General features: G+C 49.0%; 31 protein-coding genes. 10 read left to right on the top strand and 21 right to left on the bottom strand.

Going from position 1 to position 26065, the window contains the following annotated elements; genetic code table 11:
* Window positions 1–41 precede the first annotated feature (41 nt).
* The 7 genes from gltA to QVC96_RS04340 all read right to left on the bottom strand — a co-directional run bounded on the left by gltA (window position 42) and on the right by QVC96_RS04340 (window position 8528).
* The gene (gene gltA / locus QVC96_RS04370; RefSeq protein WP_287690007.1) at window positions 42–1178 is read right to left on the bottom strand and encodes a citrate synthase; all 1137 of its coding nucleotides are present in this window, start codon (window positions 1176–1178) and stop codon (window positions 42–44) included.
* Window position 1179: 1 nt separating this feature from the next.
* Entirely contained in the window at window positions 1180–1605 is a 426-nt protein-coding gene (locus QVC96_RS04365) for a CBS domain-containing protein (protein ID WP_238026127.1), read from the bottom strand.
* A 33-nt stretch (window positions 1606–1638) separates the two neighbouring features.
* Window positions 1639–2463, bottom strand: coding sequence for a methylisocitrate lyase (gene prpB / locus QVC96_RS04360; RefSeq protein WP_255776180.1), 825 nt, complete (start codon window positions 2461–2463; stop codon window positions 1639–1641).
* Window positions 2450–3736 (bottom strand): MmgE/PrpD family protein, encoded by a 1287-nt coding sequence (locus QVC96_RS04355; RefSeq protein ID WP_238026126.1) that lies wholly within the window; start codon window positions 3734–3736, stop codon window positions 2450–2452. Before QVC96_RS04355 ends, prpB begins: the two co-directional genes overlap by 14 nt.
* Window positions 3737–3816: 80 nt before the next feature.
* Entirely contained in the window at window positions 3817–6072 is a 2256-nt protein-coding gene (locus tag QVC96_RS04350; protein WP_287690006.1) for a xanthine dehydrogenase family protein molybdopterin-binding subunit, read from the bottom strand.
* On the bottom strand, window positions 6069–7265 hold the full coding sequence (locus QVC96_RS04345; RefSeq protein WP_287690005.1) for an acyl-CoA dehydrogenase family protein: 1197 nt from the start codon (window positions 7263–7265) through the stop codon (window positions 6069–6071). The genes QVC96_RS04350 and QVC96_RS04345 overlap by 4 nt, the downstream gene beginning before the upstream one ends.
* 9 nt (window positions 7266–7274) lie before the next feature.
* The gene (locus tag QVC96_RS04340; protein ID WP_287690004.1) at window positions 7275–8528 is read right to left on the bottom strand and encodes an acetyl ornithine aminotransferase family protein; all 1254 of its coding nucleotides are present in this window, start codon (window positions 8526–8528) and stop codon (window positions 7275–7277) included.
* Window positions 8529–8749: 221 nt separating this feature from the next.
* On the opposite strand from QVC96_RS04340, the gene QVC96_RS04335 reads away from it, so the two are divergent.
* Complete coding sequence (locus QVC96_RS04335; protein ID WP_287690003.1) at window positions 8750–9913, top strand: acyl-CoA dehydrogenase family protein; 1164 nt, start codon at window positions 8750–8752, stop codon at window positions 9911–9913.
* Here QVC96_RS04335 and QVC96_RS04330 read toward each other — a convergent pair.
* The 4 genes from QVC96_RS04330 to QVC96_RS04315 are packed head-to-tail and all read right to left on the bottom strand — an operon-like array spanning window position 9903 to window position 11797.
* Window positions 9903–10196, bottom strand: a complete 294-nt coding sequence (locus QVC96_RS04330; RefSeq protein ID WP_287690002.1) for a winged helix-turn-helix domain-containing protein — start codon at window positions 10194–10196, stop codon at window positions 9903–9905. The two genes, QVC96_RS04335 and QVC96_RS04330, sit on opposite strands and share 11 nt — an antisense overlap.
* Window positions 10165–10821, bottom strand: coding sequence for a hypothetical protein (locus tag QVC96_RS04325; RefSeq protein WP_287690001.1), 657 nt, complete (start codon window positions 10819–10821; stop codon window positions 10165–10167). The genes QVC96_RS04330 and QVC96_RS04325 overlap by 32 nt, the downstream gene beginning before the upstream one ends.
* A complete protein-coding gene (locus QVC96_RS04320) occupies window positions 10818–11390 on the bottom strand; it encodes a hypothetical protein (protein ID WP_287690000.1) in 573 nt (190 codons plus the stop codon). The genes QVC96_RS04325 and QVC96_RS04320 overlap by 4 nt, the downstream gene beginning before the upstream one ends.
* Window positions 11391–11446: 56 nt before the next feature.
* On the bottom strand, window positions 11447–11797 hold the full coding sequence (locus tag QVC96_RS04315; protein WP_238026118.1) for a PaaI family thioesterase: 351 nt from the start codon (window positions 11795–11797) through the stop codon (window positions 11447–11449).
* A gap of 90 nt (window positions 11798–11887) precedes the next feature.
* On the opposite strand from QVC96_RS04315, the gene QVC96_RS04310 reads away from it, so the two are divergent.
* The 6 genes from QVC96_RS04310 to QVC96_RS04285 all read left to right on the top strand — a co-directional run bounded on the left by QVC96_RS04310 (window position 11888) and on the right by QVC96_RS04285 (window position 18115).
* Window positions 11888–12958 carry an acyl-CoA dehydrogenase family protein gene (locus QVC96_RS04310; protein ID WP_238026117.1) on the top strand — a complete coding sequence of 357 codons (1071 nt, stop codon included), beginning with the start codon at window positions 11888–11890 and terminating at the stop codon, window positions 12956–12958.
* Between the two features lie 102 nt (window positions 12959–13060).
* The gene (locus tag QVC96_RS04305) at window positions 13061–14179 is read left to right on the top strand and encodes a thiolase domain-containing protein (RefSeq protein WP_287689999.1); all 1119 of its coding nucleotides are present in this window, start codon (window positions 13061–13063) and stop codon (window positions 14177–14179) included.
* A gap of 7 nt (window positions 14180–14186) precedes the next feature.
* The gene (locus QVC96_RS04300) at window positions 14187–15362 is read left to right on the top strand and encodes a thiolase domain-containing protein (RefSeq protein ID WP_238026115.1); all 1176 of its coding nucleotides are present in this window, start codon (window positions 14187–14189) and stop codon (window positions 15360–15362) included.
* Window positions 15363–15371: 9 nt separating this feature from the next.
* Window positions 15372–15869 (top strand): Zn-ribbon domain-containing OB-fold protein, encoded by a 498-nt coding sequence (locus QVC96_RS04295; protein WP_238026114.1) that lies wholly within the window; start codon window positions 15372–15374, stop codon window positions 15867–15869.
* Window positions 15870–16295 carry a Zn-ribbon domain-containing OB-fold protein gene (locus tag QVC96_RS04290; RefSeq protein ID WP_287689998.1) on the top strand — a complete coding sequence of 142 codons (426 nt, stop codon included), beginning with the start codon at window positions 15870–15872 and terminating at the stop codon, window positions 16293–16295.
* Window positions 16292–18115: an AMP-binding protein gene (locus QVC96_RS04285; protein WP_287689997.1), complete on the top strand. Its 1824-nt coding sequence runs from the start codon at window positions 16292–16294 to the stop codon at window positions 18113–18115. The genes QVC96_RS04290 and QVC96_RS04285 overlap by 4 nt, the downstream gene beginning before the upstream one ends.
* Before the next feature lie 4 nt (window positions 18116–18119).
* Here QVC96_RS04285 and QVC96_RS04280 read toward each other — a convergent pair whose 3' ends face one another.
* Entirely contained in the window at window positions 18120–18326 is a 207-nt protein-coding gene (locus QVC96_RS04280; RefSeq protein ID WP_287689996.1) for a CDGSH iron-sulfur domain-containing protein, read from the bottom strand.
* Window positions 18327–18357: 31 nt separating this feature from the next.
* Window positions 18358–19545: an RNA-guided endonuclease InsQ/TnpB family protein gene (locus QVC96_RS04275; RefSeq protein ID WP_287689995.1), complete on the bottom strand. Its 1188-nt coding sequence runs from the start codon at window positions 19543–19545 to the stop codon at window positions 18358–18360.
* A 171-nt stretch (window positions 19546–19716) separates the two neighbouring features.
* Here QVC96_RS04275 and QVC96_RS04270 point away from each other — a divergent pair, with 171 nt between their 5' ends.
* Window positions 19717–20004: a winged helix-turn-helix transcriptional regulator gene (locus tag QVC96_RS04270; RefSeq protein ID WP_425597979.1), complete on the top strand. Its 288-nt coding sequence runs from the start codon at window positions 19717–19719 to the stop codon at window positions 20002–20004.
* Here the strand turns inward: QVC96_RS04270 and QVC96_RS04265 are convergent.
* Window positions 20001–20429: a PaaI family thioesterase gene (locus QVC96_RS04265; protein ID WP_238026107.1), complete on the bottom strand. Its 429-nt coding sequence runs from the start codon at window positions 20427–20429 to the stop codon at window positions 20001–20003. The two genes, QVC96_RS04270 and QVC96_RS04265, sit on opposite strands and share 4 nt — an antisense overlap.
* A gap of 122 nt (window positions 20430–20551) precedes the next feature.
* Window positions 20552–20773 carry a hypothetical protein gene (locus QVC96_RS04260; RefSeq protein WP_287689994.1) on the bottom strand — a complete coding sequence of 74 codons (222 nt, stop codon included), beginning with the start codon at window positions 20771–20773 and terminating at the stop codon, window positions 20552–20554.
* A gap of 43 nt (window positions 20774–20816) precedes the next feature.
* Here QVC96_RS04260 and QVC96_RS04255 point away from each other — a divergent pair, with 43 nt between their 5' ends.
* Window positions 20817–21389 carry an IS607 family transposase gene (locus QVC96_RS04255; RefSeq protein ID WP_287689993.1) on the top strand — a complete coding sequence of 191 codons (573 nt, stop codon included), beginning with the start codon at window positions 20817–20819 and terminating at the stop codon, window positions 21387–21389.
* Window positions 21367–22635 carry a transposase gene (locus QVC96_RS04250; RefSeq protein WP_287689992.1) on the top strand — a complete coding sequence of 423 codons (1269 nt, stop codon included), beginning with the start codon at window positions 21367–21369 and terminating at the stop codon, window positions 22633–22635. The genes QVC96_RS04255 and QVC96_RS04250 overlap by 23 nt, the downstream gene beginning before the upstream one ends.
* A 3-nt stretch (window positions 22636–22638) precedes the next feature.
* Here QVC96_RS04250 and QVC96_RS04245 read toward each other — a convergent pair whose 3' ends face one another.
* The 6 genes from QVC96_RS04245 to QVC96_RS04220 form a co-directional block, all read right to left on the bottom strand.
* The gene (locus QVC96_RS04245; RefSeq protein ID WP_287689991.1) at window positions 22639–22842 is read right to left on the bottom strand and encodes a DoxX family protein; all 204 of its coding nucleotides are present in this window, start codon (window positions 22840–22842) and stop codon (window positions 22639–22641) included.
* Between the two features lie 129 nt (window positions 22843–22971).
* On the bottom strand, window positions 22972–23508 hold the full coding sequence (locus QVC96_RS04240; RefSeq protein ID WP_287689990.1) for a hypothetical protein: 537 nt from the start codon (window positions 23506–23508) through the stop codon (window positions 22972–22974).
* Window positions 23508–23912 (bottom strand): hypothetical protein, encoded by a 405-nt coding sequence (locus tag QVC96_RS04235; protein ID WP_287689989.1) that lies wholly within the window; start codon window positions 23910–23912, stop codon window positions 23508–23510. The genes QVC96_RS04240 and QVC96_RS04235 overlap by 1 nt, the downstream gene beginning before the upstream one ends.
* Before the next feature lie 67 nt (window positions 23913–23979).
* On the bottom strand, window positions 23980–24366 hold the full coding sequence (locus QVC96_RS04230; RefSeq protein ID WP_238026103.1) for a putative metallopeptidase: 387 nt from the start codon (window positions 24364–24366) through the stop codon (window positions 23980–23982).
* Between the two features lie 43 nt (window positions 24367–24409).
* Window positions 24410–24778, bottom strand: coding sequence for a hypothetical protein (locus tag QVC96_RS04225; RefSeq protein WP_287689988.1), 369 nt, complete (start codon window positions 24776–24778; stop codon window positions 24410–24412).
* Window positions 24779–24847: 69 nt separating this feature from the next.
* The gene (locus tag QVC96_RS04220; RefSeq protein ID WP_238026101.1) at window positions 24848–26032 is read right to left on the bottom strand and encodes an MFS transporter; all 1185 of its coding nucleotides are present in this window, start codon (window positions 26030–26032) and stop codon (window positions 24848–24850) included.
* Window positions 26033–26065: the final 33 nt, after the last annotated feature.

The following is a 26065-nucleotide window of genomic DNA, read 5'->3' as shown; positions in this document are numbered from 1 at the left end:
AGTAAGAAAAGAAGATATTAGAGTTTAAGCTGAGGAAAGAGCTACCCCCTTAGTTCTATGGGCACTATCTCCCTCTTAAGAGGACCGACGTACAAAGCCCTGGGCCTTATGAGCCTATGCTGATCCTCCACGTATTCTATGACATGAGCCGTCCATCCCAACGTTCTGGAAAGGGCAAACAGGGAAGTAAACATGTAAACCGGGAATCCTAGAGCGTAGAACACTACTCCGGAGTAGAAGTCAGTATTGGGGAAGATGTGCTTGGCTCCGAAACTCTCCACTCCTAGCTCCTCCAGCTTCTGCGCTATTTCGAAGTATCTCCTTGCCTCCTGATTCCTCTCTGAGAGGAGCTTGGCATATTTCTTGAATATCTTTGCCCTGGGATCGTAGGTCTTGTACACCCTGTGTCCGAAGCCCATTAGCCTGGACTTACCCTCCACTATCTTCCTCTTAAACCAAGTTTCTGTCATGTCGGGCTCCCCAATTTCCACAAACTGTTTGAATGCTTCCTCGGCAGCTCCACCGTGAAGTGGACCCTTAAGTGCCGCAAGGGCTGCCACTACGCAGGAGTAAATATCGGAGAGAGTCGATGAAGTGACCAGTGCAGCTGTGGTAGATGCGGGTACCTCATGATCGGCGTAAAGGATAAGAGCAGCGTCCATGGCCTTAACCTCCTCATCCGTGGGCGTTCTGGAAAATGAGGCCTTAAGGAAGCTCTTCGCAAAACTTTCGGAAGGTTCAGGAATGGCTGGCTTCTTCCCTTCCTTCGCCCTGAGAACGTTTGCCACGACCGTGGAGGCCCTTGCCACAAGCTTAATCGCGTTGTCCCTGTTCGTGGCCTTATTCCAGGGCATTCCGTAAATGGAGGAAAGGGCAGAAAAGGCAGTCTCCATCATGCCAACAGCGTCAGAATCCCTTGGCAAGGAATATATCATGTCTATGACCTGTTGGGGTACCTCGTATGCCTCGTCCAATGCGCTCTTCAACCTCTGCAGTTGAAGTTTCGTGGGTAAATCCCCGTACAGCATTAGATGAACAACTTCCTCGAAGCTGGTGTGTTCCACCAGATCCTCAATGTCGTACCCACCGTACCTCAGTATTCCGTTTTCCCCGTCTATATAGGTTAACGAGGTTGTCTTGATGAATACGTTTTCCAATCCTCTACTTATCTGACTCATTTCAATCACTTCCAGGAAATTCCTCTCCCTCTACCTGGGAAATTGCCTTTAACACGTGAGATTCCCTTATGATATCCCTGACGGAGATCACTCCCTTGAGGTTCCCGTCCCTGTCCACCACGATCAGATGCCTCAAATTCCTCTCCGCCATCTTCTTGACAGCGGTGTACACGGTATCATCCTCCCTCACAGTCACAAGGTCCTTCATGGTTCCAAACTCCTCCACCGGCTGGTTAAGGCTAATGCCCCGCGCAATTCCCCTAATCACATCCCTCTCTGTGATGATCCCGGCGAGCTTACCATCCTTGGTTATAATGACAGAACCCATGTTGTGAGAAGCCATGAGCTCAACAGCCTTGATGACAGGAGTCCCTCTCTCCACCGCAACGGGATTTTTACTTATCAGGTGCTTTACAATACTCGCCATAATAGATATATTACATTTCGATTTTAATAAAAGTTATGCTAGTTCTTTATCTAACTTCTCATAAAAGTCATAATGGATGACCTCGTACTGTTCCTTTCTCGTCATCATCTTGTCCATGAGGTTCTTCTGAGTCCCCTCATTCATCAGGGTCTTCAGTGCCTCCTCCATGGCCTTGGCAGCTACCCTAAAGATTGTTACAGGGAAGATCACGTATGTGTAGCCCATTTCCTGGAATTCCTTTGCAGTTATTAGAGGAGTTTTACCGAACTCTGTCATGTTAGCTAGGAGAGGAGCATTAACCGCCTTGGCAAATTCCCTGAACTCCTCCTTGGACTGAAGCGCCTCTGGAAAGATTATATCTGCCCCGGCCTCCAGGTAGGCCTTTGCCCTCTCTATGGCGTCCTGCAGGCCGAAAACTGCCCTTGAGTCCACCCTGGCGATGATCTTGCTGTTTTTTCTTGCCCTCACCGCAGCCTTTATCTTGGAGACCATCTCCGTATGGGGTACAACCTCCTTTCCGTCCAGGTGACCGCATTTCTTGGGCATTCTCTGGTCCTCTATCTGAATCGCGTCCGCCCCTGCCCTTTCCAGAAGGGAGACAGTCCTGTACACGTTGAGTGCCTCTCCAAATCCCGTGTCAGCATCCACAATCATGGGAATTGATGTTACTTCCCTTATTCTCCTTACCATGTCCACCAGCTCGTAGAGGTCTATGATCCCAATATCGGGCAACCCCAGGGATGAGGTAAGGGCCCCTCCAGAAAGATATACAGCCTTAAACCCTACCCTCTCGGCGAGAAGGGCGGTAAACGGGTTGAACACCCCTGGTACTATGGTGAACTCCTTACCAAGAGACAATATCCTTCACCTCCATCTTCTCCAGGTTCCAGATCTTGTTCGCGACATCCTTACTTAAACCCAGTTTCTTGGCCTTCTCCTCCACCTCCTCATCGCTCATGGGGTTCTTGTAATGCCCCCTGGGGATTCTGACCTCTTCGGAGAAGATGCCCTGCGTGGTCTTGACAACAATCGCGGTGGGTAACTCTGAGGGATAGACCTTGGTGTATTTCTCGTTCTCTACAACCTCGATCTTTCTCATGAGTTCCGTGACCTTTGGATCCCCTATCAGGTCATAGGCGTCAAGCCAGAACTCGCCCGTGAGCAGGGTAACTGCTACTATGAAGGGTAAGCTATGATCTGCCGTTTCCTTGTTCTTTGGATCCCATTTACCTTCGTCAGCAAGAATTGTCCTTCCCGCCTCGTACGTTTCCACGGTGATCTTGGATATCTCTCCCCTCAACTGGCTCCTCAATCTGAGGCCGGCCTCCACAGCTGCCTGAGCATGATACTCCACAGGATACTTCTTTATGTATGTCTCCAGGATCTTGCCGGTTCCCAGGTTCTTGAAGGGCTCATCGGACATATCGGGGGCAATCACGTTCTTGAACCCCATCTTTCCCGAGAATGGTGTTGAGGGACCGGTGAACCCAGACTTTGCAAGCAGGACAGCAAAAACCGAGTTCCTCACAGCCTCTGCCGTTGCTCCAGCCTTCCACATGCTTAGGCTTCCAGAACGGGTTTCCCTCAGTGCCACATGCGGAACCAAAGTTATGGAAATGGCGTTCTGAAGCTGTTCCTTGTTGAGACCTAGAGCCACTCCAAGGGCCACCGCTGATCCAACCTGAAGGAAATTCACGTGATCGTACCCCTTCTTTCTCAGTGAGGTGGAATCACATAACCTGGTTGAAATCTCGTAGCCCAGAACTATGGCCCTGATCAGTTCCTTCCCGCTCAGTCTGGGATTGACCGCGAGGAGACCACCTATCATGTCCGATGGATGTAGAGGTTCCAGGGAAAGGTAAGTGTCGTTAAAGTCAAGATATCTGATCAATAGGGTGTTGTAAAATGCAGCCATGTCAGGGGAAGACGTACCTCCTCCCAGAAGCAAGCCCTGACCCTGAAAGTATGGGATTACCTTTCTCGTCACTTCTGCAGGCGGAGAGGATATTGAAGCGTGAGCCACCGCAAGGGAGTCCAACATCCTTCTCTTGGCCTCATGTACTGCCCTATCAGAAAGGTCAGAGAAGGAGGTTGAGGTGGCAAACTCCGAGAAAAGTTCAGCTAGCTCCATACTTTAACTTTCCTGCCTAAGATTTAAAGCATTACTGAAAAAATCTAGAAATCTCCTAACTGCTTAAACCTGGGAGAAAACTAAATTGCTTTAACCACACTTTTCTCTAGCTGTTCAAGGACGAACTCTGGCGTTATGGGGACCTCCACCCGGCTTAAAGTGATACCCAAGGCATCCTCTAGAGCGTTAACGAGGACGGCATAGGGGACGGTGGCTCCGCCCTCAGCCACACCCTTGGTTCCCAGGGGGGTAAATGGGGATGGTGAGATCAGATGCTTGATATCCATCCTAGGTATTTCAAGGGCTGTGGGCATCCAGTAATCTGCCAGGTTGGTCTGCTGTGGAATTCCTGAGACGTATCTTATGACCTCAAGGAGAGAAGCCCCTATTCCCATTGCGGTGCCACCCATGAGCTGGCCGTCCACTATAAGGGGATTGATTATGTTACCACTATCGCTTACCACAACGTATTTCTTGATCTTGATGAAACCGGTCTCTGGATCAACTTCTATGATTGCACCATGGGCGTTAACCCCATAGGTTGAGGAGAAGTTAACCCTCCTGCTCTCGTCCGCAACGTTGACGTTTGGCGAGTTGAACACCTCTGTAGCCTCTATTCCCATATCATCAAGGGGCGAATGATACCTGTTATAGACCAGGTTAGCTACTTCCTCCACTGGAAAACTTTTGTTGCCCACCCTTACCATCCCATCCTTGATCTCCACCCTATCCACCTCAATATTGAGCACCTGGGCCACAAGCTCCCTGATTCTTTCCCTGAGCTTGATTGAGGCCTTATACACTGCACTTATGGCAACCACCGAGAACCTGCTACCATAGAATCCGGTTCCTGGGGGCCCTGAGGTATCTCCCAGGACTACCCTTATCTTATCCATTGATATTCCCAGAACGTGGGAAACAACCTGGGCCACTGAGGTTTCATGACCTGTTCCCATGGAGTTCGTGCTCAATGAAACCGTGACGTCTCCCCCGCTGTCCATCTTGATGTAAACTCCCTCATAATAGGGCGTTCTCGCCTTCTTCACCACCAGGGTCTGAAAGGCCAGGGAGGAACCCGGTTCCAGGGCGAAGGCCACACCCATACCAGTGAGACCTGGCCCCTTCTCTCCAAGGGCTTCCCTCAAGACCTCCAGGGATTTCACGTAATCCCCACTGTCATAAATTGCCCCCGTGATTGTGGTATGAGGTAAAGTCTTGATGAAGTTCTGCCTCCTGATCTCCCACTGGGTAGTCTTCTCCTTTCTGGACACGGAGCTGACCATGTTTTCCAAGACTAACACTGCGGGTGGAATACCGAGACCCCTGTAAGGCCCCGTAGGAGGCATGTTGGTCAGCACTCCCTTAACGTTGAACTTGAGATATTGAATGTTGTAAGCCCCTGTGAGGTGATATATCTGCCTCAGGATTGGAAGAGGCTGATAGGTGTGCATGTAGGCGCCGAAATTTTCCAAGAGATCCACTTCCATTCCAAGGATCTCTCCTTCCCTGTACATGATCTTAGCATGATACTCCCTGTCTGGGCCCTGAACTGCGGACATGACGTGCTCCGTTCTGGTCTCAATGTATTTCACGGGTCTTCCTGTGATCATGGAGGCCATGGTAGCCAGGACGAGAGGCTTCAGGAAAATCTTGCCCCCGAATCCTCCACCTGAATCTGGAACAATTATCCTTATCCTACTCCTAGGTATCTGAAAAACTATACTTAGAGCAGTTCTAAATACCTGTGGAACCTGAGTGTTAGCGTAAACCGTGAGGCTTCCTTCCACGGGTGAGTAATCGGCTATAACCCCGTTGGTCTCGAGTGGCATTGGGGAAATCCTGTTAACGCGAAAGGTCTTCTCCAAGGTCTTGAAGGAAGAGGGTTGCCTTCCGTACTCAAAGGAATCCTGATACACCAGGTTTGAACCCAGCTCCTGGTGGACTAAGTTAGAGCCGTTGAGAGCTTCACATGCGCTCTCCACTGGTGGGAGGGGGTCGTACTCTACCTCAACTCTCTCCTTCAAATCCTCAACCTCATACCTGTCCCTTCCCGTCACCAGTGCAATGGGCTCGCCAACGTATCTGGCCTCGTCCACAGCAAGGGGAAATTCCCTGGGCGCTGATTCGTAAAAGAAATTGGGCATCGGGTTAGTTTTCAGATCCGCCTGAGTTATGACCCCTACTCCATTACCGTGAACCCGAAATCTTGCCCTTGGATATGGAGATCTTATCACTCCTAGGAAGAGTTCACCTGGTAGGTGAATGTCGTCTATGAACCTTCCTCTTCCGGAGATCAGCCTTGGATCCTCTAACCTCCTCACGGGCTTACCTATCATACGTTTAGCCCCATGAACTTCCTGTAGAAGTGTCTAGCCGCGGAGACTCTTTGAATGTCGTTAGTCCCCTCATAGGTCTTAAGGATCTGTATATCCCTTAACATCCTCTCAAGGCCGGTGGAGGTGGTGACCCCATATCCACCGTGGACAGTCATGGCCCTCAATACTATCCTCTCAGCAGCCTCTGTGGCGAAGAACTTGGCCAGAGAGGCGGCCATGATGTACTCGTTCTCCATTCCCCTCTTGAACAAGGATCCGGCCCAGTAAACCAGGAGCCTCGATGTGGTGAGGTCCGCCATGGACTCCGAAACCTTTTGTTGGACCATCTGAAACGATGCTATGCTCTGCCCAAAGCTCTTTCTATCCACGGAGTATCTAACCATCCTTTCCAGGGCAGCTTGGCCTATCCCTAGCGCCTGAGCGGCAACTATGGTTCTGGCGTAATCGAAGGACGAGACAGCATACTTGAATCCCTGCCCAACCTCCCCAACCACGTTCTCCTCCGGAACCTTCACCTCGTTAAAGGATATCTCCGTGGTGTGAGATGCCTTTAGCCCAGTCGTGTCTATCCTTCCCTCAACCTTGAAGCCCGGAAAGTCCTTCTCCACAACGAACATGGTGATTCCCTTCCATCTCTGCTCGGATGGAGGGGAAGTCCTAGCGGTAACAATGATATAATCTGCAAGGTCTCCGCTGGTGATGAATATCTTCTTCCCTGTTAGAATGTAACCTCCATCAATCTTCTTTGCAACGGACGTCATTCCGGCTACATCTGTGCCCGCTCCGGGTTCTGTGTTGGCAAAGGCTGCTATTTTCTCTCCACTTGCCACAGGAGGCACATATCTTTCCTTGATTTCCTTGCTACCAAACCTGAGTAGAGCGCTGGTGAACATCCAATTTATCAGGAAGAATGTGGAGAGTGAGGGCCAGACCCTGCTGATCTCTTCCGTGGTAACTAGAAGAGAGAGATAATCACCACCTGCTCCTCCGTACTCCTGGGGCACATCCAATCCGTTAAGTCCCAGCTCCTTTATCCTCTCCCTAACCTCTCCAAGGTCTCCCTTCCTTTCCCCCTCTTCAACCTTATTCCTTACCTCCCTCTCCAGGAAATCCCTTATTGTGGTGCGCAAAAGTTCATGATCTTGATCCAAGTCTATCTTGAAGTCCTCGAGGCCCTTGAACGGGAACACCAACTACATCACCTACAATCTGTCTAGCTCCTCCTTTATTATAGAGCTACCTCTTTTAGCCAGCTCTTCCTCTATAACGAGAGGAGGAAGTAATCTCACCACCGATTCACCTGCACCTATGGCCAGAACGCCCCTCTCAAAGGACCTCCTTAACACATTTTCCAGTCCCTCCTCATATGGTTCCCCATCCTTTCTCAGATCCACCCCTATCATGAGACCCATGCCCCTGATCTCCTCCACGTACCTGGACCTAGATGAGCTCAGAATATCCGTGATTATCTTCCCCTGCGCATTTACCCTCTCCAGAAGTCTGGGGACTTCCTCAAGCACGACCTCCGCTGCGGCCAGGGCAAGCGCGTTTCCTCCAAAGGTGTTGGCATGTGATCCCCTCGGAAGGTCCATGATCTCGCTCTTACCCACAACTGCCCCTAGGGGTAACCCTCCTCCCAATGCCTTCGCCAGACATACCAGGTCGGGCTCCACGCCGAAATGCTCAAAGGCAAACATCTTGCCGGTTCTGCCTATTCCCGTCTGCACCTCATCCAAGATGAGGAGAATCCCATGTTTCCTAGCTATTCTCTGAAGACCCTGGAGGAACTCCCTAGGGGGGACTACAACTCCTCCCTCTCCCTGGATGGGCTCCAGAAGGAAACCTGCCACGTCGTTGGGATCAACGATCTTTTTGAGGACCCAATCCTCAATGTAATCCAAGATGGCGCTGGCGCAGTCCTCCCGACAGAGCGGGTTGTGTCTATCGGGATAAGGAACTAGGAGGGTTGAGGGTAATAGGGGAGAGAACGAGGACCTTTGAACGGCTTTGCTGGAGGTAAAGGACATGGAGCCGAAGGTTCTCCCATGAAAAGAATTGGTGAATCCAATTACGTACTGTCTCCTCGTGTGACCCCTGGCTATCTTCAGGCTCGCCTCAACGCTCTCTGTCCCGCTGTTGGTGTAAAACACCTTACCCTGAAACCCCACCAGGGATACCAGCTTTCGAGCTACCCTGACTGCCAGATCGTAATAGAAGTCCGTCAGGCTGTAATGGAAGAACTTGTTCATTTGCTCCTGAACCGCATGCACAATCTTCTCGTTCCCATGCCCGAGCGCCATAACCCCTATCCCGGCATTCATGTCTATGTACTCCTTTCCGTCAACATCATAGACCAGGGATCCCTTGGCTCGTTCAATCACTAGGGGATACCATCTACTGAATGATTGCATTAAATACCTTGAATCTTCCTCTATTATTCTTGAAGCCGTGCTCATGAATATATATTTGTCATTATCGATATAAATCTGCTCGTTTAAAATTGCATGCGATTCAGTTTAACAAATTAATCAGAAAAGTAATTAGAAAATCCTTTCGGAGAACGCTCTTCGTATAGTCTGACTATGTCGAATAATAAGATTACAACCTCGATTTAAAACATTTTTGAAACATCTGAATCGTCACGATACTTTTATAACTTTCTGAATAATATAATTATATGGACTTCTCTTTCTCAGAGGAAGAATCACTATTTCGAGAAAACTTGAGGAATTTCCTCCAGAGGGAACTTAGGCCACTTGTCGGAAAGATCGATAGGGAGGGGATCCCAAGAGAGTTCGTCAAGAAGGCGTCGTCTCTAGGAATATGGGCCATGACGGCGTCTCAGGACGTGGGAGGTCAGGGGGCAGGATTCCTTCTGTCCACCATAGCTGCAGAGGAGATAGCCAGGGCTGACTTCAGCATGGCCACTGCGGTTTATTTCCTTCTGGAGAGCGGTTGGGGATACGTGCTGGACAGATACGGTTCCAAGAGTTTGAGGGAAGCCGTTCTTCCCAAGGTGACCTCAGGGGATTGGTTCCTCGGGGTAGCCTCAACGGAACCATCCGGAGGAAGCGACGTTGCTGGGATAAAGACCCTTGCAACTAGAAAGGATGGAAGGTTCGTGTTGAACGGACAGAAGATCTACATAAGCGGTGTCCTAGAGGCCTATAACTGGGGTGGAGGACATCTTACCCTGGCCAAGACTAGTCCTGAGGCAGGTCACAGGGGAATATCCATGTTTTTTGTCCCCACTTCTACGCAGGGCATAGAGGTGTCAAAGATAGAGAATATGGGAAGGATGGGAATTTCCACTGGGATAATGAGGTATGTCAACGCGGAGATCCCTGAGGGAAACTTGGTGGGCGAGTTGAACAGGGGCTTCTACTACGCCATGGATGGGTTTAACCACGCAAGAGTGCTGGTTGCCGGGGCCTGCATAGGTGCAGCTGAGGCAATCCTCGAGATGGGACTAGAGTACGTTAAGCAGAGAGAGGTTTTCTCGACCAAGCTCAAGGATTTCGAGGCCATAGCCTTCGAGGCCGCTGAACTTAAAACTAGGCTAGAGATGGCGAAGCTTCTCAACTACAAGGCAGCCTGGATGATGGACAGGGAACCCAACTCTGACGAGACTGCAATGCTAGCAGCCATGAGCAAACTCACGGCCCCGCAGGTGGCCTTCGACATAACGAAGGCCGTGATGATGTGGATGGGCGCTTATGGCTACTCCAGGGATGCGATGGTGGAGATGGGATTCAGGGGCATAGTCTCTTACCTAGTAGGGGCGGAGGGAGCCATGAATGTGATGAAGCTGATCATATCAAGGAGGCTGTTCAAGGATTAGTGTAACGTCTGAACCTTATTTTCCCCACATACTTGAGGATCCAGTCCACTATTGCGTCGTAACTCTTTAGGCCCTCCTCTGTCAGGATAACCTCCCCCTCCTCGTTTATCCTGATGAGGTTCCTCCTCTCCATCCATTCGAGGTAAACAAGCAACCTGTCGTAAGCTAGACCGGTGTCCCTGGCAAGGGGAGTCCTCTTGGTGGGACCATTCTTCTTCAGCACCTCTATTATCCTTGCGATGACGTAGAGGTCAGGCCTGAGGTCCCCGTTCTTGGAACTCAATCTCTAACCACCTAAGGTCCCATAGCAGGTCACCAAGAATTAGCGAACCTAGGATAATATTCTTCCAGGTATACCACGCAATGTAACCCGTTAGGATAGCTGAGAGCGCTCCAGCAACTGGAATGGTAAAGGTTGTGAGGAAGGGAAACCCTATTCCCAATAGAAGGATAATGACGCTAAGCGCCCCCGTTATGACGAGCCACGCCAGTATCACGAAAAGCACAACTCCAATTGCTAGTAACAACCTGCCTAGGAAAATCCTCTTCCTCAACTCTGACCAGTCGGTTCCCTCCAGGAATTGCAATGCTTCTGATACAGAAGTGAAACTGTGTACCTTCTTCCGCTTGACGTTGGACCTATGTTTGAAATAGAAGAGGGCCATTCCAAGTGCGAGGCCGGGTAAAACGCCTATAATGAGGAAACTGGAGTAGGGAGTTATCAACACGAAAGATGATGACTCTAGCGACTCCACAATGTAAAGAATTGTGAAACCTATCAGGGAAATTATCACCCCAATAGGAATCAATATGGTACTTTTGGCGTCCTCCAGAATTAGATTGATATCCTCAAGTAAGTTTGCCAGCCTGGATACCTTATCTAGAAGTTCCTTACTTCTGTCGCTCATGCGTAACCCACCCCTTCTACCTGAACCAGTGCCGTTCCGTTTACCAGAAGGTAGAATACCACTCCGCTGGGCATTGCAGTGACAAGCCCTTGGGAGGGTAGGTGAGATGTTAAGCCCTCCTGGTAGCTAAAGTAGTTGGGAATTACATAAAATGCGACCGGGTCACTGTAGTTCGAGCGATAATTGATGGTGATTGTGGGGAGACCATGGCCTCCATATCCGAAGCCCTCAGTGTCACCAAGGGGAACTCCCTCACCATAGGGTAATTCCACCCTGAACGAGATAGCTGGTCTCATGGAGTTGAGCACCACGATGGAACCGTTGGGCAAATATACCTGCACTGAATTGTTGACGTAGCTGGTAGACGACCCGTTGAATATGGGTATTAGATTCACGCTGACGTTCAGAAACGCAACGTACTGTGATACCTTCATCACAATGATGGCTTCGCTACTCTCCTGTTCGGTGGGAAAGTAAGCCCAGCTGAACCTATGCACCGTGCCTGCGAAGGAGGCCAGTACGAAGAAAACCAGAACTAGGATCACCAGAATGACTACGAGTCTGTTCATGAGATAACCTTCTCATACCCTTTAAAATACAGAACTCATTCCCAGTGAATGAAAATTTACAACACACTGTACGACAGTGCAGTGGCGATGGCTACGACCTTCCCCTGGGAGTTCGTAACCCTAATCCTGTACACTGAAGTGGTTTTTCCAAGCGACTCAGGCCACGCCTCGGCAACCAGTTTCTCCCCTGGACTCACTGGTCTCCTGTAATTCACCTCTACGTTAAGTGCAACAGCCCTCCTCCCCTGGTTACTTATCGCTTCGAAGGCAGAGTCAATCAACGCAAATATTACTGCCCCGTGCACGGTGCCGTGTACGTTTACCTGATTCTCCTCCGTGATCATGGACATTCTTACGTACCCCTCCCTTTCCTCTTCCTTCCTTATACCCAGTAGCTCTGGAAACATGGGAGACACAGCTCAATCCATTATAAAACGTTACTTACCCCATCAACTCGCAAAATACATGTTTAAATATCTTCAGATCTATAATTATCAATGGACGAGCTTCTCGTTTCCACAGTTTCAGACTTTGCCAGAAGGGAGATCCTGAGGGTAGCGGACAGGATTGACAGGGATGACCTTTACCCCCGGGAACTGATCCTGAAGATGGGAGAACTGGGGATTCTGGATCCCCTTCATTACGGCGCGGAGTTACTGGACTCCATGATCTGTCTGGAGGAGATAGCCAAGGTGAGCGGTTCGGTCGCGCTCCTGCAGGACGTTCAGGGAGAGCTGGTGAACGCGCCCCTGAGAAAGTATGGTAGGGACCAAGATCTAACGGAGGAACTGGCCAGGGGTAAGACCCTAGGCTCATTCGCCCTAAGTGAACCATGCTGTGGGTCAGATACCTCCTCCATGAGATCAGTAGCTAGGAAGGTGAACGGAACGTGGAGGATAGACGGGGAGAAAATGTGGATCACGCAGGGACTTTACGCAAACGTGTTTCTAGTTGCAGCCAGAAATGACGAGGGGAAGATATCCGCCTACCTCGTGAGGGACACCCAATGCGTGGAAAGAGAGAAGATCGAGGTCCAGGGTAACAGGGGAACAGGGACGGCTAAAATAAGGATGAACGATTGCGAGGGTGAGCTCGTGGGAGGATGGGAGGTGGTGAAATACGCTCTTTCCGTGGGCAGAATAGCTATCTCTGCGATATCCCTGGGACTTGCTTTGGGAGCTGTTGAGGAGGCCTACAACTGGGCTAAGGAAAGGCAGGCCTTCGGGAAGAGGCTCACTGAACATGAGGGAATAGCCTGGATGTTCTCAGACTCCATTGCGGAGCTTGAGTCCGCGAGGGCACTCCTCGAGGTTACATGTAATGCCTTCACTAGGGACTGGAGAAAGGCAGAACCCCTTATCTCGTCACTGAAGCTTGTTTCCTCAGGGATCGCCAACAGGGTTGTGGACAGGATGGTTCAGGTGATGGGAGGAATGGGATACGCAAAGCTAACGAGAGTTGAGCGAGCCTACAGGGACGTGAGGCTGACCAGAATAGGAGAGGGTACAGATGAGGTTCAGAGGATGATTCTCTCAAGGCACGTGGAGGAGCTTATACATGAGCTTTAATCTAGTTATAATTTTTTTAAATCTTATTAAGTGTACTTTTATAGACTTGTGAAAATAAGTAGATTTTATATAGGATTTTAAACATAATTATCATGTGAGATAGTGGAGAACGTGGGTATTGTGGGAATTGGTTGGTACGGGTTCTCCACTAATGTCCACGACCTCTCGTTTAGGGAGATGATGTTTGAGGCTGCTCAGAGGGCATTTTATGATGCTGGAGGGATGAACCCAAGGGAACAGATTGACGCTTTCATATCATGCCAAGAGGATTTCTGGGAAGGAATATCCATTTCAGACGAGTTCGCCCCAGACCCCGTGGGAGGATCCATGAGGCCAACAATGACGGTGGCCGGCGATGGACTCCAAGGGCTAGCACACGGGTTCATGTTGATTAACTCAGGGGTTGCGGACGTTGTAGTGGTTGAATCCCATGCCAAACCCAGCGATATCCTGACCTTCCCTGAGATCGTGGAGTTAGCCATGGATCCCGTCTACGTTAGGGAGGCCAAGATTCCTAACTATCACTTCATAGCGGGGTTGGATGCCACGAAGTTCATGCACAGAACCGGTGTGACTAGGGAGGACCTAGCGGAGGTGGTAATAAAGAACAGGGCCAGCGGCCTAAAAACAGGGAGAGCCCCACACGCGTCAATGCTGTCAAAGGAAGATGTCCTCTCTCAGGAGATGATTGTTTACCCCCTGACCCGCGTGGACGTCGCCCGTCCCGTGGATGGGGCCATAGTGGTTGTTCTTGCCTCGGAGACCTTTGCGAGGAAGTTCAATGATACGCCAATCTGGATCACGGGAATAGGATTCTCTACTGACAATTCCAACTTGGAACTGGCCAAGCTGGGCGATGCCTTCTATCTTAGGAAGGCGTCTGAACTGGCCTTTGGTATGGCCAAGCTGGAGTCTCCCCTAAAGGTCAACGGAATGTTCGTTGACGACAGGTACAGCTATAAGGAACTGCAACACGTAGAGGCCCTTGGAGTTAACAACGTGGCGGAGAAGCTGAGGGAAGGATATTTCCATGAGGGGAGTTATCTACCGGTTAACCCTAAGGGAGGCCATCTGGCCAAGGGTTATCCCCTGGAGGCGTCAGGACTTTCCCTTGTCCTTGACGCTGTAGAGTACATGAGAGAGGGGGTCAGTTCAGCGGTGGTAGCGAGCTGGAGAGGGATACCTACCTTCACGGGAGGAGTGGCGGTATTGCAGAGGTGACGCAAGAATGAAAACTAACCTGAAGTTCAGAAGGGTCGCGGCCATAGGTGCCGGAATGACTCCCTTCAGAAGAAGAATGTTGGAAACACCCCAGGAACTAGCGTGGGAGGCCTCAAGGAAGGCCCTTGACGAGGCAGGTCTAGAGTTAAGGGATATAGACTGCGTGGTAATAGGGAGCGCACCAGATGCCTTCGATGGGGTCCACATGAAGGGTGAATACCTAGCTCACGGCGCTGGAGGAGTGATGAAACCGGCGAGTAGGGTCTACGTTGGAGGAGCAACCGGGGTCATGACGGCAATATCTGGGTGGTATCACGTGGCCAGCGGGATGTGCAAGAAGGTCCTTGCTGTGGCAGAGGAGAAGATGAGCCCGGGTAGACCTCATCCCCAGGCAGTTTTCAGGTATATCTGGGACCCCATCACGGAGAAACCGCTGAACCCAAACCTCATCTGGATCTTCGCCATGGAAATGCACAGGTACATGTTCGTGAATAAGATAAGCAAGGAGGAGATCGCTCTGGTCTCGGTGAAGAACAAGAGAAACGCTGCGAATAATCCCTATGCTCAGCTAGGTGGGGAAATCACTGTGGATGATGTGCTGAGAAGCGAGGTTCTGGTGTGGCCGGTACAACTTCTCGACGTGAGTCCAGTAAGTGATGGGGCAGCTGCGATGGTTTTCGTGGACGGTGACATTGCGAGGAGATACACAGATACGCCCATATGGGTTGAGGGAGTGGGATGGACTCTTGACAACACCTCATGGCCCAATAGGGAACTGGCCTACCCAAGGTATCTTGAGAACGCCGCTAGGATGGCCTACAGAATGGCGGGGATAGAGAGACCGCAGAGAGAGATAGACGTTGTGGAACCTTACGACCCCTTTGATTATAAGGAACTTCATCACCTTGAGGGGCTCATGTTGGCAAGAAAGGGCGAAGCACCACTGCTCCTGAAGGAAGGGTTCTTCGATAGGGATGGAGACATACCCAGCAGTCCCTCCGGTGGGCTTCTGGGAGTTGGAAATCCCATAGCGGCCGCAGGGTTGATGAAAGTCATAAGCATATACTGGCAACTCAAGGGAACTGCGGGAAAGATGCAGGTGAAGAGACCCGTTCACACGGGTGTGGCTCAAGCGTGGGGTGATCTGATGCAGGCCTCCACGGTCATAGTTATGAGGAATTGAGGTGAGATCATGGTGCATCCCTTGAAGGAGGAGGAATTGAAGGAACACTTCACCGTCACGTACAGGCCACAGGCCAAGTACTCCTACACAGCAGGGCAGGCCCTCAGTACTTTCCTCAGGGGTTTGAGGGAGGGGAAGATACTTGGAAGGAAGTGCCCCAGGTGCGGAAGGGTATACGTACCGCCCAGGCTGTACTGCGAGGATTGCTTCTATCCCACTTCCCAGTGGGTGGAGGTGAAGGATGAGGGAATTGTTATGACCGCTGTGGCCAGCTTCATATCGTGGACCAGGGACAGGCTTGAGGAGCCCGAGATAGTGGGAACCATCAGGCTTTTCCCTTCATCCCCAAGGGATTACGTGTACCCCGGGCTGTTTCACAGAATCTGCTGTTCCTATGACGACGTAAAGAGCATGAGGATCATGGGAAAAACAGTGAGGGCCAGATGGAAACCTGTGGAGAAGAGGGAGGGAAGCATAGAGGACATAGAGTGCTTTGAGGTGGTATGAATGTCGTGGGATAAGCATGGGAAAGAGGATGAGCTCCTCACGTGGAAGGACGTTATGGAAGTTGAGAGGTATGTCTACACGGTGGGACCAGACAGCGAGGCTTTCCTCAGGGGTTTGAGGGAGGGGAAGATACTTGGAAGGAAGTGCCCCAGGTGCGGAAGGGTATACGTACCGCCCAGGCTGTACTGCGAGGATTGCTTCCTGGAGAACGGAGAGTATGTGGAAGTTAAGGAGCCGTATCTGGACAGCTTCACGACAATATACTTCGATAACAGGGAAAAGAGGCTGGATGAACCCATCACAGTGGGCCTGGTTAGGTTCAAGGAAGCGACCGGGGGTCTTCTGGCGATTGTTCAGGGTATTCCGGAGATAGGGAAAAAGGTTGAAATCCTAGAGTACAGCATTCCCCTCAGGGTAAGAGCTTGACATGGAAGCCCGACGCTGAATGGAAGGATGAAAGTAATATAGGAAAATGGATGACCGAGAGGAGCCAATCCCTAGAGCAATTTCAGGAGTCCACCTGGAAGGAACCTGAGTTTTGGTCCGCATTTCTGAAAAGAATAGGAGTGGAGTTCAGGAAAAGCCCAGAGAAGGTACTGGACCTATCTCGAGGAAAGGAATGGCCCAGATGGTTTGTTGGGGGAAAGCTGAACGTTACTGACCAGTTAAGGGATTCTCCGGATCCCATTGTCTCGTCCATGAACGAGGAAGGGGAAGTTAAGGAGTTCACCCACTCTCAGACCCTTAGCTGGGCAAAATCCATATCCAGCTGGCTAAGAAAGGTGGGATTGTCACCTGGTGACAGGGTAGCGGTTTACATGCCCATGACGGCCGAGATAGTTCCCGTAATGCTGGGGATAGCAAGGGCCGGGATGGTGATAGTTCCCCTCTTCTCAGGCTACGGCGAGGAACCAATCCGAGTCAGAATGGAAGATAGCGGAGCCAAGGCAATCTTCACTGTGGATAGATATGCGAGAAAGGGGAAGTTTATAGAACCCACCAGGAACCTAGAGAGACTTGATGTGATTAAGGTTGCACTAAAGTCCTCAGCTGAGCTCAAGGATTATCATGACCTCAGGGAAGTAGTGAAGGAAGGGGGAGACGGTTATGAGGAAACAGAGGCTGAGAGTCCCCTGATGATCATCTACACCTCAGGTACCACCGGGCGACCAAAGGGCTGCGTTCATGTACACGGTGGCTTTCCGGTCAAGGCCTCGGCAGATATGTATTTCCATTTTGACGTAAGAAGGAGTGAGAGAGTTTCCTGGATTTCAGATATGGGATGGATGATGGGGCCATGGCTTGTGTTTGGGTCCCTGATGCTTGGGGGGAGGATTGCCCTTCTGGACGGTTACGCAACTCCTGAGATCATGGAGAGTTTCGTGGATACCTTGAAGGTAAAGGTCCTAGGTCTATCGGCCAGTTTGATCAGGAGCCTCAAGTCCTCCAAGCCCTCCATGAAACTTAACGTGAGGGTTGTGGGAAACACTGGCGAGCCCATAGATCCAGAGAGCTGGAAATGGATAGCCCAAGCCACACAATCTCCGGTGATCAATTACTCCGGTGGTACGGAGATCTCAGGTGGCATACTGGGCAATTACGTGATCAAGGAAATGAAGCCGTCCTCCTTCAATGGACAATCGCCTGGAATAAGGGCTGAGATCTTCGACGAGAGCGGTAAACCTACGGGACCAAACGAGGAAGGGGAATTAGTGGTGTTAAGTGTTTGGCCAGGGATGACCAGAGGATTCTGGAGGGATCCAGATAGGTACATCTCCACCTACTGGTCCAGATGGAAGGGCGTCTGGGTTCATGGGGATCTGGCTCTTAGGGATGAGGATGGATACTTCTACATAGTGGGAAGGAGCGACGATACCATAAAGGTCTCTGGGAAGAGAATAGGCCCTGGAGAGATAGAGGCGGTCCTCAATGCCCATCAGGCGGTAGTGGAGAGCGCGTGCGTTGGGTTACCGGACCCAGTTAAGGGAGAAAAGATAGTATGTCTAGCAGTGCCCAAGGAGATGAAAGAAAGTCTAGAGGAAGAACTGTTAAGGTACCTCGAGGACAAACTGGGAAAGGCCATAGCACCCTCAGCAGTGAAACTGGTGCCTGAATTGCCAAAGACCAGAAACGCCAAGATAATGAGAAGGCTCATAAGGAACACAATACTTAACAGGGACCTGGGAGATACGTCCTCCCTGGAAAACCCCCACTCGCTAGAGCTAATAAAAAAGATTCTCCATTAGCCTCTCACATGTATAGCGGGTTTACCTTCACCCTGCTGTTCCCATCGTACACGTATATGTCGCCGGGGTTCTCGTCCTGCGTTTTCTTATGGGACCCGTCGCAGAAGGGTTTGTTATTGGAGAGACCGCACGCGCATATCCACAAGGTCTCCCCGCTATTCGTCTTAACTTGGTATGGGGAATTCTTGTCGTGCCTTACAAGTCTAGCCATTTTATTTCCTAAAGCAGATTTAGATCGTGAGCTACCCCGCCCTGAAGGGCGGAGCTTCCTGCTTCATGGATGAGGCTTGCCATAGAGGTCTCATCTCCACAGGCTCAACGGGTGGCTCCCACCCTGCCCTCCTGAGGAGGTTGAGGGAGGCGTTGAGGTCGCGGTCAAGAACTAGGCCACATTGGCAGGTGATGACGCGGTCTGAGAGGGAGAGATGGTGTTTCTTTCCGCACCTGGAGCAGGTCTGAGAGGAGTATGCGGGGTTGACTTGTAGGACCTCTTTACCGTGTTTCTGGAAGACCCATTTCAGGATGAAGGAGAATCTAGAAAAGGAAACGTCACGGAGATGCCTGTTCAGGGTTCTTGACCCGTCTCTGGTCATCTTCACCACGTTGAGGTCCTCGATCACCAGGACGTCGTAACGCTTGGCTAGGGCGTTGGCCAGCTTGTAGTAGAAGTCGGTCTTAGCGTTGATCACCCGTTCCAGGAGTCTGGCGAGACGGAGCCTGGCCTTCTCCCAGTTGCTCGAGCCTTTCCTCTTTCTGGAGAGAAGCCTGGAGAGTGACCTGTACTTGAGGAGAGCCCTCTCCAGAAAGCGGGGGTTATCCACGTAGTGGCCGTCTGACGTGACCAGGAGGTGGGAGATGCCTAGGTCGAGTGCAGCGACCTTGCCTGTGTTTTCGGTTTGAACGTGAAGGTCTCCCTCCACCAGAAAGGACACGAATAACTTGTTTGTTGGTGTCACCTTCACCGCGACCCTTGATACACTGTCTGGAAGCGGTCGATGAACCAGGACCTTGAACACGCCAAGACCCGAGAGGGAAAGGTAAATCCAGCTCTTCTTCCCTGACCTGGCCGGCCTAGTTGAGAGGATCTTCCATCCAGACTGAGGGTAGACCAGGGACCTGTACCTTTCAGGTTTCTTCTCCCTGGGGAACCTGGCCAGCCCCTGGAGAAAGCGATCCCTGGCCTCGCAGTACCTGTCCGCTACGTTCTGGAAGACCTGGGAGTGAACGCGTTGGTAGTCAGGGTCCTGCCTTCTTAGATTAAGGGCGAGCTGCCTCAACTCGGTCTTGTTAAGCCATTTCCCATCCCTTTCGTGGAACGTGATGTCTGCATACCTTAAGGTGTTGTACGCCTCGCACAGCAACCTCAACTGGGATTTCAACTCCCTCAACACGTCAGGGGAGGCGTACGCGCGAAACCTTAAGGTATACATTACGAACTGGTAGTCAGGACTTCTTTAATATTTGTTTTTGTTTGGATGTGCTATTCATCCCCAGCCCTAAAGAGCGAGGTTTTCCGAACCTTTATAAGAGTGAGGTTACTTCATGTAAATCAGATGGCATCAATTTCACGTGATGAACAAAACAAAGCTACGTGTCCTATCGTGGAGACAATTAAGATCATAGGGACAGAGGCTAGGCTACTGGTACTGAGGTATCTCTTTGATGGACCGAAGGGTTTCAATCAACTCCTGAGGGAAACTGGGCTGAGCTCAAAGACCCTATCCTCCACCCTCAAGTTCATGGAGGAGGCTGGTATAGTGGAGAGGAGAATAGTGGATACTAGACCCTTCAAGGTGGAGTATGCTCTGACCAGCAAGGGTAAGGAACTAGAAAGTATTTTCAAGTTGATGGGACAATGGGGAGAGAAGTGGGTATTGAATAAAAATTAACTTTTTGTGACCTTCCTTCCCCTAATAATATACCACGTTCCTAAGGCCTTAGCGCCTAGTTTTCCCTCGTTGTCCATGAACTCTATATCAACGACCACCGCTGTGTAACCCTTTCTCAGGATTCTTGCATGGCATTGAAAGGGACCCTTATGCATGGGTTCAAGGAAGTTCACCTTAAGCTCCTGTGTCACCTGATCATCGCCGTCATTTACGCTTGCCACCACTATTCCTCCAGTGAAATCCATGATGGTCATGATCATACCCCCGTTCAGCACGCCTCCCCTTCTAGTTATTTCGTACTTGTAAGGAACCTCCACCACCGCTTCTCCCTGCCCCAGATGTATGATCTTAGCCTCTAGCATTCTGAACACAGGATCTCCTTCCTCAAGGTAGAGTTGTAGTTCATTAAGTGACTGGAACCTCATGCCATGAAATGTTATTATCTTGCTATAAATTCTTTACATTATCTACGTCTTTTTAAAAAGGATCAGAAAAGTTTGAAGATATGATCTCCAGACCATCTGAAAAATAACTATCTTTTAAATTCCTACAGCTGTGGGCCAGGCAGTAAAGATATGGGGCCGGGGCCTAGGAGGAGAAGTAGGAGAGCACCAGCCAGGAACAGGATGTCCAGGTCGTATCCAGGATTAGTTATGGATGGTAGCGGTTTCTTCATTTTTGCCACGCTCACTATGGTAGTTCCCAGAAAGAACAGCGCCAATACAAAGTCCACCAACACGTATATGGTGCCGTTTGAAACAGTTTCCATAACACCGTGAAGTTTAAATAGTTTGTATACAAATTTATTTACGATGCTAAGACCCAAAGAAGTATGCCAGAGATTAGGAATCTCATACAGAACATTACAGGAATATGTAAAGAAGGGTGTAATAACACCAGAAAGACTACCATCCGGAAAAATGAGATTTAGAGAAGAGGATGTAGAGAAACTTGAGGGGATAATAAGAAAAAAGAAAATAGTACTCTACGCTAGAGTATCATCAAACGCACAAAAAGATGACTTAGTGAACCAAGTGAACTACTTAAAGGAAAAGGTACCAGAACACGACATCGTAATAACAGACATAGGATCTGGGCTGAATATGAAAAGAAAAGGGTTCCAAAGACTCTTGAAGATGATACTAAACAACGAAGTTAGCAAAATAGTGATAGCTTATCCAGACAGACTAGTAAGATTTGGGTTAGAAATACTCGAGCAAGTGTGCAAAGCACACGGTTGCGAAATAGTGGTGGAAAAAGAGGACAGGACGCCAGAGCAGGAATTAATTGAAGACCTAATCAGTATCCTGGTCTCGTTCTCTGGCGGAACGAGAGGTCATGAGCGTGAAAAGGTGAAGAAATGTGCTGAGGAACTTAAGAATTAAAACGTTCATGACAGAAAAAGAATACGTACACCTCACGTATGCGATAAGAAATGAGGAGGAAAGAAGCAAAGAACTAATTCACGCTTATGTAAACCTACTGAACAAAGGGATAAAATACGTGTTTAACAAAATCAAAATAAAGGATAAAAGAGCAGAATTACCAAAAAAGAAGGAAATATACAAGGAGTTGAGAGAATACTTAATGAAAGAGAATGCACAAGGATTAGCAAAACACTACATAGATCAAGCAATTCATGATGTATACTCTATCCTTGACTCCTGGAGAAGAAGATTTGAGAAGGGAAGAAGTGAATTCAAACCACCACTTGTGAAGAAGGGTTATGTAAGAGTAAAAACAACGCTAAGAAAAATCATTGGTAAGAGCGTTAGGATAACCGTGAAACCACACGAGTATATCACGTATTCTTGGGATGGAACATGGTTCTCTGAAAGAGTTGAGGGAATGGAGTTAACAGAACCGGTGATCAAGGAGGATAAAGTGTATCTGGTGTTTAGAAAAGAATTACCGAGTACAACTCCCCTAGAGGTCGTTTCGTTTGATTCTAATCTCTTTTCACTCGACGGTTATGATGGTGAGAAGTTTATCACGATCTCTCTGAAGCAACTTTACTCCTTGAAGTACGTCATGCAGATGAAGAGGGCTAAGGTACAGTCAATTGCCTCTAAGAAGTTGAAGGGTGGTAGGAGACTCTTGATGAAGTACTCTCATCGCGAGAGGAATAGGGTTAACGATTTGATTAACAAGCTGGCTAACTTCATCCTCGAGTTGTACAATAATCATGTTTTAGTCTTCGAAAGGTTGAATAAGCAGGGTATGTTTGATGATGCTAGTGCCTCACTGTCACGTAAGCTTTCAAGGACTGTTTGGAGGAAGTTAGTTAACACGTTGAAATACAAAGCTTCTCTATACGGTTGTAAGGTAGTGGAGGTTAACCCACACCTCACATCCAGGTCTTGCCCCAGATGTGGATGGGTTTCCCGAACGGTTGGCAAGACCTTCAGGTGCGGGAGGTGCGGGTTCACCCTTGATAGGCAATTCAATGCTTCACTTAACATTATGAAGAGGTTCTTATCTAAATTCAACCTCAAGATGTGGGGGTTTCCTCACCGTAAGGTGAGTGGGGTTATCCCCCTAATGGGAGTGAGAAGGATGAACGGGTTAATCCGCGACTTCGGTGAACTCCAAGGGTCGAGAATTGAATACAAAATACATGAAATTCAATGAGACCTAAACCCCTAGGATTACTAGCAAACCTCCTGCTAGCTCAATTATCAGTGAAAGGTCCACAAACGCACCGGGAATTCCTATTTGCTTCATCATTTCCTTGACCTGCTTATTCATGGAAATTTTTGGGAAAGAGTGGGGTATCAATGCTACCCCATAGAGTAGCCTGAATACAAGGATGCCTATGGAACCTATCAGGTCACTCATTTGCTTCACCTTTTAATCTAACTTTACTTTTTACAGTATATAAATTAGCACGTAAAGTGAAAGAAATGAGATTACCCGGACGATAGTAAGTTACTTTCAAATCAAAAGGATACAATAAAGTAAATAAAACTAGGGCTGTCTTGCCCTTCCTCTTGATGACCTGATCTCCCATCTGGAAAACGGATAGAGGACAGCGGTTCCCAGGGCAAACCAGTAAACAGGTGTGGGATAGCTAACCACCTCAGCAACAATCTGATCTCCCTTATAAGTTGAGGTAAAGGTCTCGGTTCCCCAGATAAAGAATGGATACTGTATGGGGACTCCCAAGAGTTGAGGGATGAACTTGAAGAGAACGTAAATCAGGATGGGATCCAGAACATAGAGTACGGGAAACCAGAACATTGTGGAGTATATCTTTGGATTACCCCTCATTGACTGAAACGCGTATCCTATTGCCAATATGAATACGTAAAGCCTGAAGGCGGTAAGGAGGAAAGTTATAACGTCCGAGAGAATTAACCTAGTGCCCATGAAGTAAATCAGTGCCTGAAAGGGAGAATCCTCGATGGCAACTATTCCTCCTACGCTATAATACCACCAAGGGAAGGGTATAATGGAAACTACTGCCACGAGAAGGTAGTAAATGGTAGTAATTTTGAACTGCATTATATGTTCACTCCCTGCGTGAAGTTGAAGGTACCAATTCCTAGGTAAAGAGTGATATTCTCCTGCCTCGCCTGTGCCAGTGAGTAGAAGGCTTTGGGGTTAGTTATTATCAGCGTGAAATTGCCTTGACCCATAGGCGGTACACGTATGGGATTTTTCAGATAGATGTACTCCCCACTTACGTTATAAACGTACATGGAAACGTTGAACGGGTTACTCAGTGAGAGAGTTATGTTATGTTGAGTACTGGAGACGCTCCTGATCTTAACTTGGCTTAATGAATCTTTCAACTGAAAAACTTGGTTTATACCACTGATTACCATGGACTTTACGTTGAGCAGAACAACAAAGGCAACAAGGAATGCTATGGCTATGAGCGTGGCGGAGAGTTTCACCGCGTCCATGAATCGATTACCTTATAATTTTAAAGTACAAGAGATATATAAATTAAATGGAATTTCTATTGAATAATTAGGGGTTGCTAGCTCTACAGACGTCGGTGGGTAGGTTTACCCTCCTAAGGAGTGCTCTTATCCTCCTGAAACCCGAGTAACTGTGGTTCCTCAGGCCTCCTGTCATTTTTGAGGGAATATGCATGAGCTCGTGGATCACCACATAGGCCTTATCCTCACAGGACAATCTGTCGAACCTCTCAGATATCACCTCTATTACGTAAAGTTTATCCGTATCCAGAACGTACCTCCATTGACTTGGTAGAGAAAACGTTCTTGCGTAAGCCCTGGATCTGGACCCGTAGCTCCTTATGAATTCAATTTTCTGCAAGTCCAGTCCAATACCTAAGCTGTCATTAAGAAATGATGCCATAAACCTTACGTCGCCAGCTACTGAAAATCTCAACTCGTCATAAACTTGTTCGGATGCTTTTACCTTTAACGATCCATTAAACGACCTTCTGAACCCTTTTACCGTTATACTTGAATATTAGCTCATGCTCTCTCTTTATTTTCCTATCAGAAACCACTATGAGGAGGCTCCTGCCCAGCTCCCTCTTCAGGGTAATGACGCTCTGTAGATCAAGGACGTCCTTTTTCTCTGATAGTTTCTTCAGGTTCTCGGTAAGAGAGGTGACGGACTCTGGATCGGAAATGGAAAACACGTGGGTATTGTTAAATTCCACGATGCTGTCATCGTCCATTATGAAAATGACGTCCGCTATTCCAAATACCCTCAGGATTCTGGATACAAACCTGGCAATGGACCTGCTCCTCACGTTGCTGTTTAGGTCAATGGCTATTAACGGCCTTAACATGGGCTTCTACAAGCCTTGTTATTTATATAACTTTTCCAAGTTCAGCATGACATTTACTCTTAAACAGTGTTAACTTGATCGTATCTGCCCTGTAAGAATATCATCATTCCAGAACCTGAGGAAGAAGAAGACACTGGTTATGACCACAGGTACCGAGAGTAGCCCAAAGGTGAGAGACAGTCCAATGAACTGAGACAGGTATCCGACCACGCTGGGAACCGCTATGAACAGGAAGTTATTGTAGGCCAGGAAGTAGGAATTAACGGCGTTTCTTTCCTCCTTAGAGGTGGCCCTCTGAATCATGATGGTAGACATGGGGAAGACTGACCCGTGGGGAATGCCAAGCAAGGCCATAACAAGGAGAAACACACCGTACGTGGGCGACAGGAGGGTCCCAGCAAGGGTAAAGACGGTAATCAGGATAGATATTAGCATTGGGATTCTTAATGAGTTGAATGGTCTTATGGTCATGTATAACCTAGTCAGGAATGACATTGTGAAGAAGGGGATATAGGTGGAGTAGGCCAGGTCTCCCGGAACGTGAAACCTGTCCACTGCAAGTATGGTTAAGAACGCCGTTATGGCGGCAAAAGGAACGTTATAGGTTGTTATTGCCAGCACGGAGGAGATAAATCCCTTGTTCTTCAGGGCCCTTGATCCCCTCACTTCCTTCTTGGTATCTGGGAACTTGACGGTCCATGCTAGGGCAAAGGCTACAGCAGAAATTGGAAGGAACGCCAGGAAAACGTAGTTATAGGAAAACCTGCTCAGGATGAAGCTCTCGTAAGCTGGTCCAAGAATCAGGCTAACGCTGAGGCTGGTGGAGTAGAGGGCCAGTAACCTCTCAGCCGTCCTTCTATCGTTAACTAGGGACGCTGCAGTGATGAGGTTAGGCATCACCAGTCCAAAGGCAAGACCTATTAGAGCGGAAATTACCCATATGGTGAGACTTGTCGCAAAGAAATATGTGGGTAAAAGGAGCAAAATCGCCAAGTTAGATAGAATGAACACCTTACGCCTGAGCGACGAGTTCAGGCTGGGATTTACATAGGACGTAGCAATGAACGTAGTCGCGAACATCACAGCTGTAATAACTCCAACTAACGTGTTTGAGAAACCTAGAAGATACTTAGATAGTGGGCCAACGGTAGTGGTGACCATGTTATTTGTAGACCTCGCAGCTATGGTCATTAAGGAAAGGGTAAGTGCAGTATATGCAAAGGATGATTCTCTCCTCAACTTGATCTGCATCATTATTGGCTTAGCTTAAAAAACTTGACATAAGAT

This window comes from Metallosphaera javensis (ex Sakai et al. 2022) (genome assembly GCA_021654415.1).
GTDB classification, from domain to species: Archaea; Thermoproteota; Thermoprotei_A; order Sulfolobales; family Sulfolobaceae; genus Metallosphaera; species Metallosphaera javensis.
This window is presented reverse-complemented; position numbering and strand designations above follow the sequence as displayed.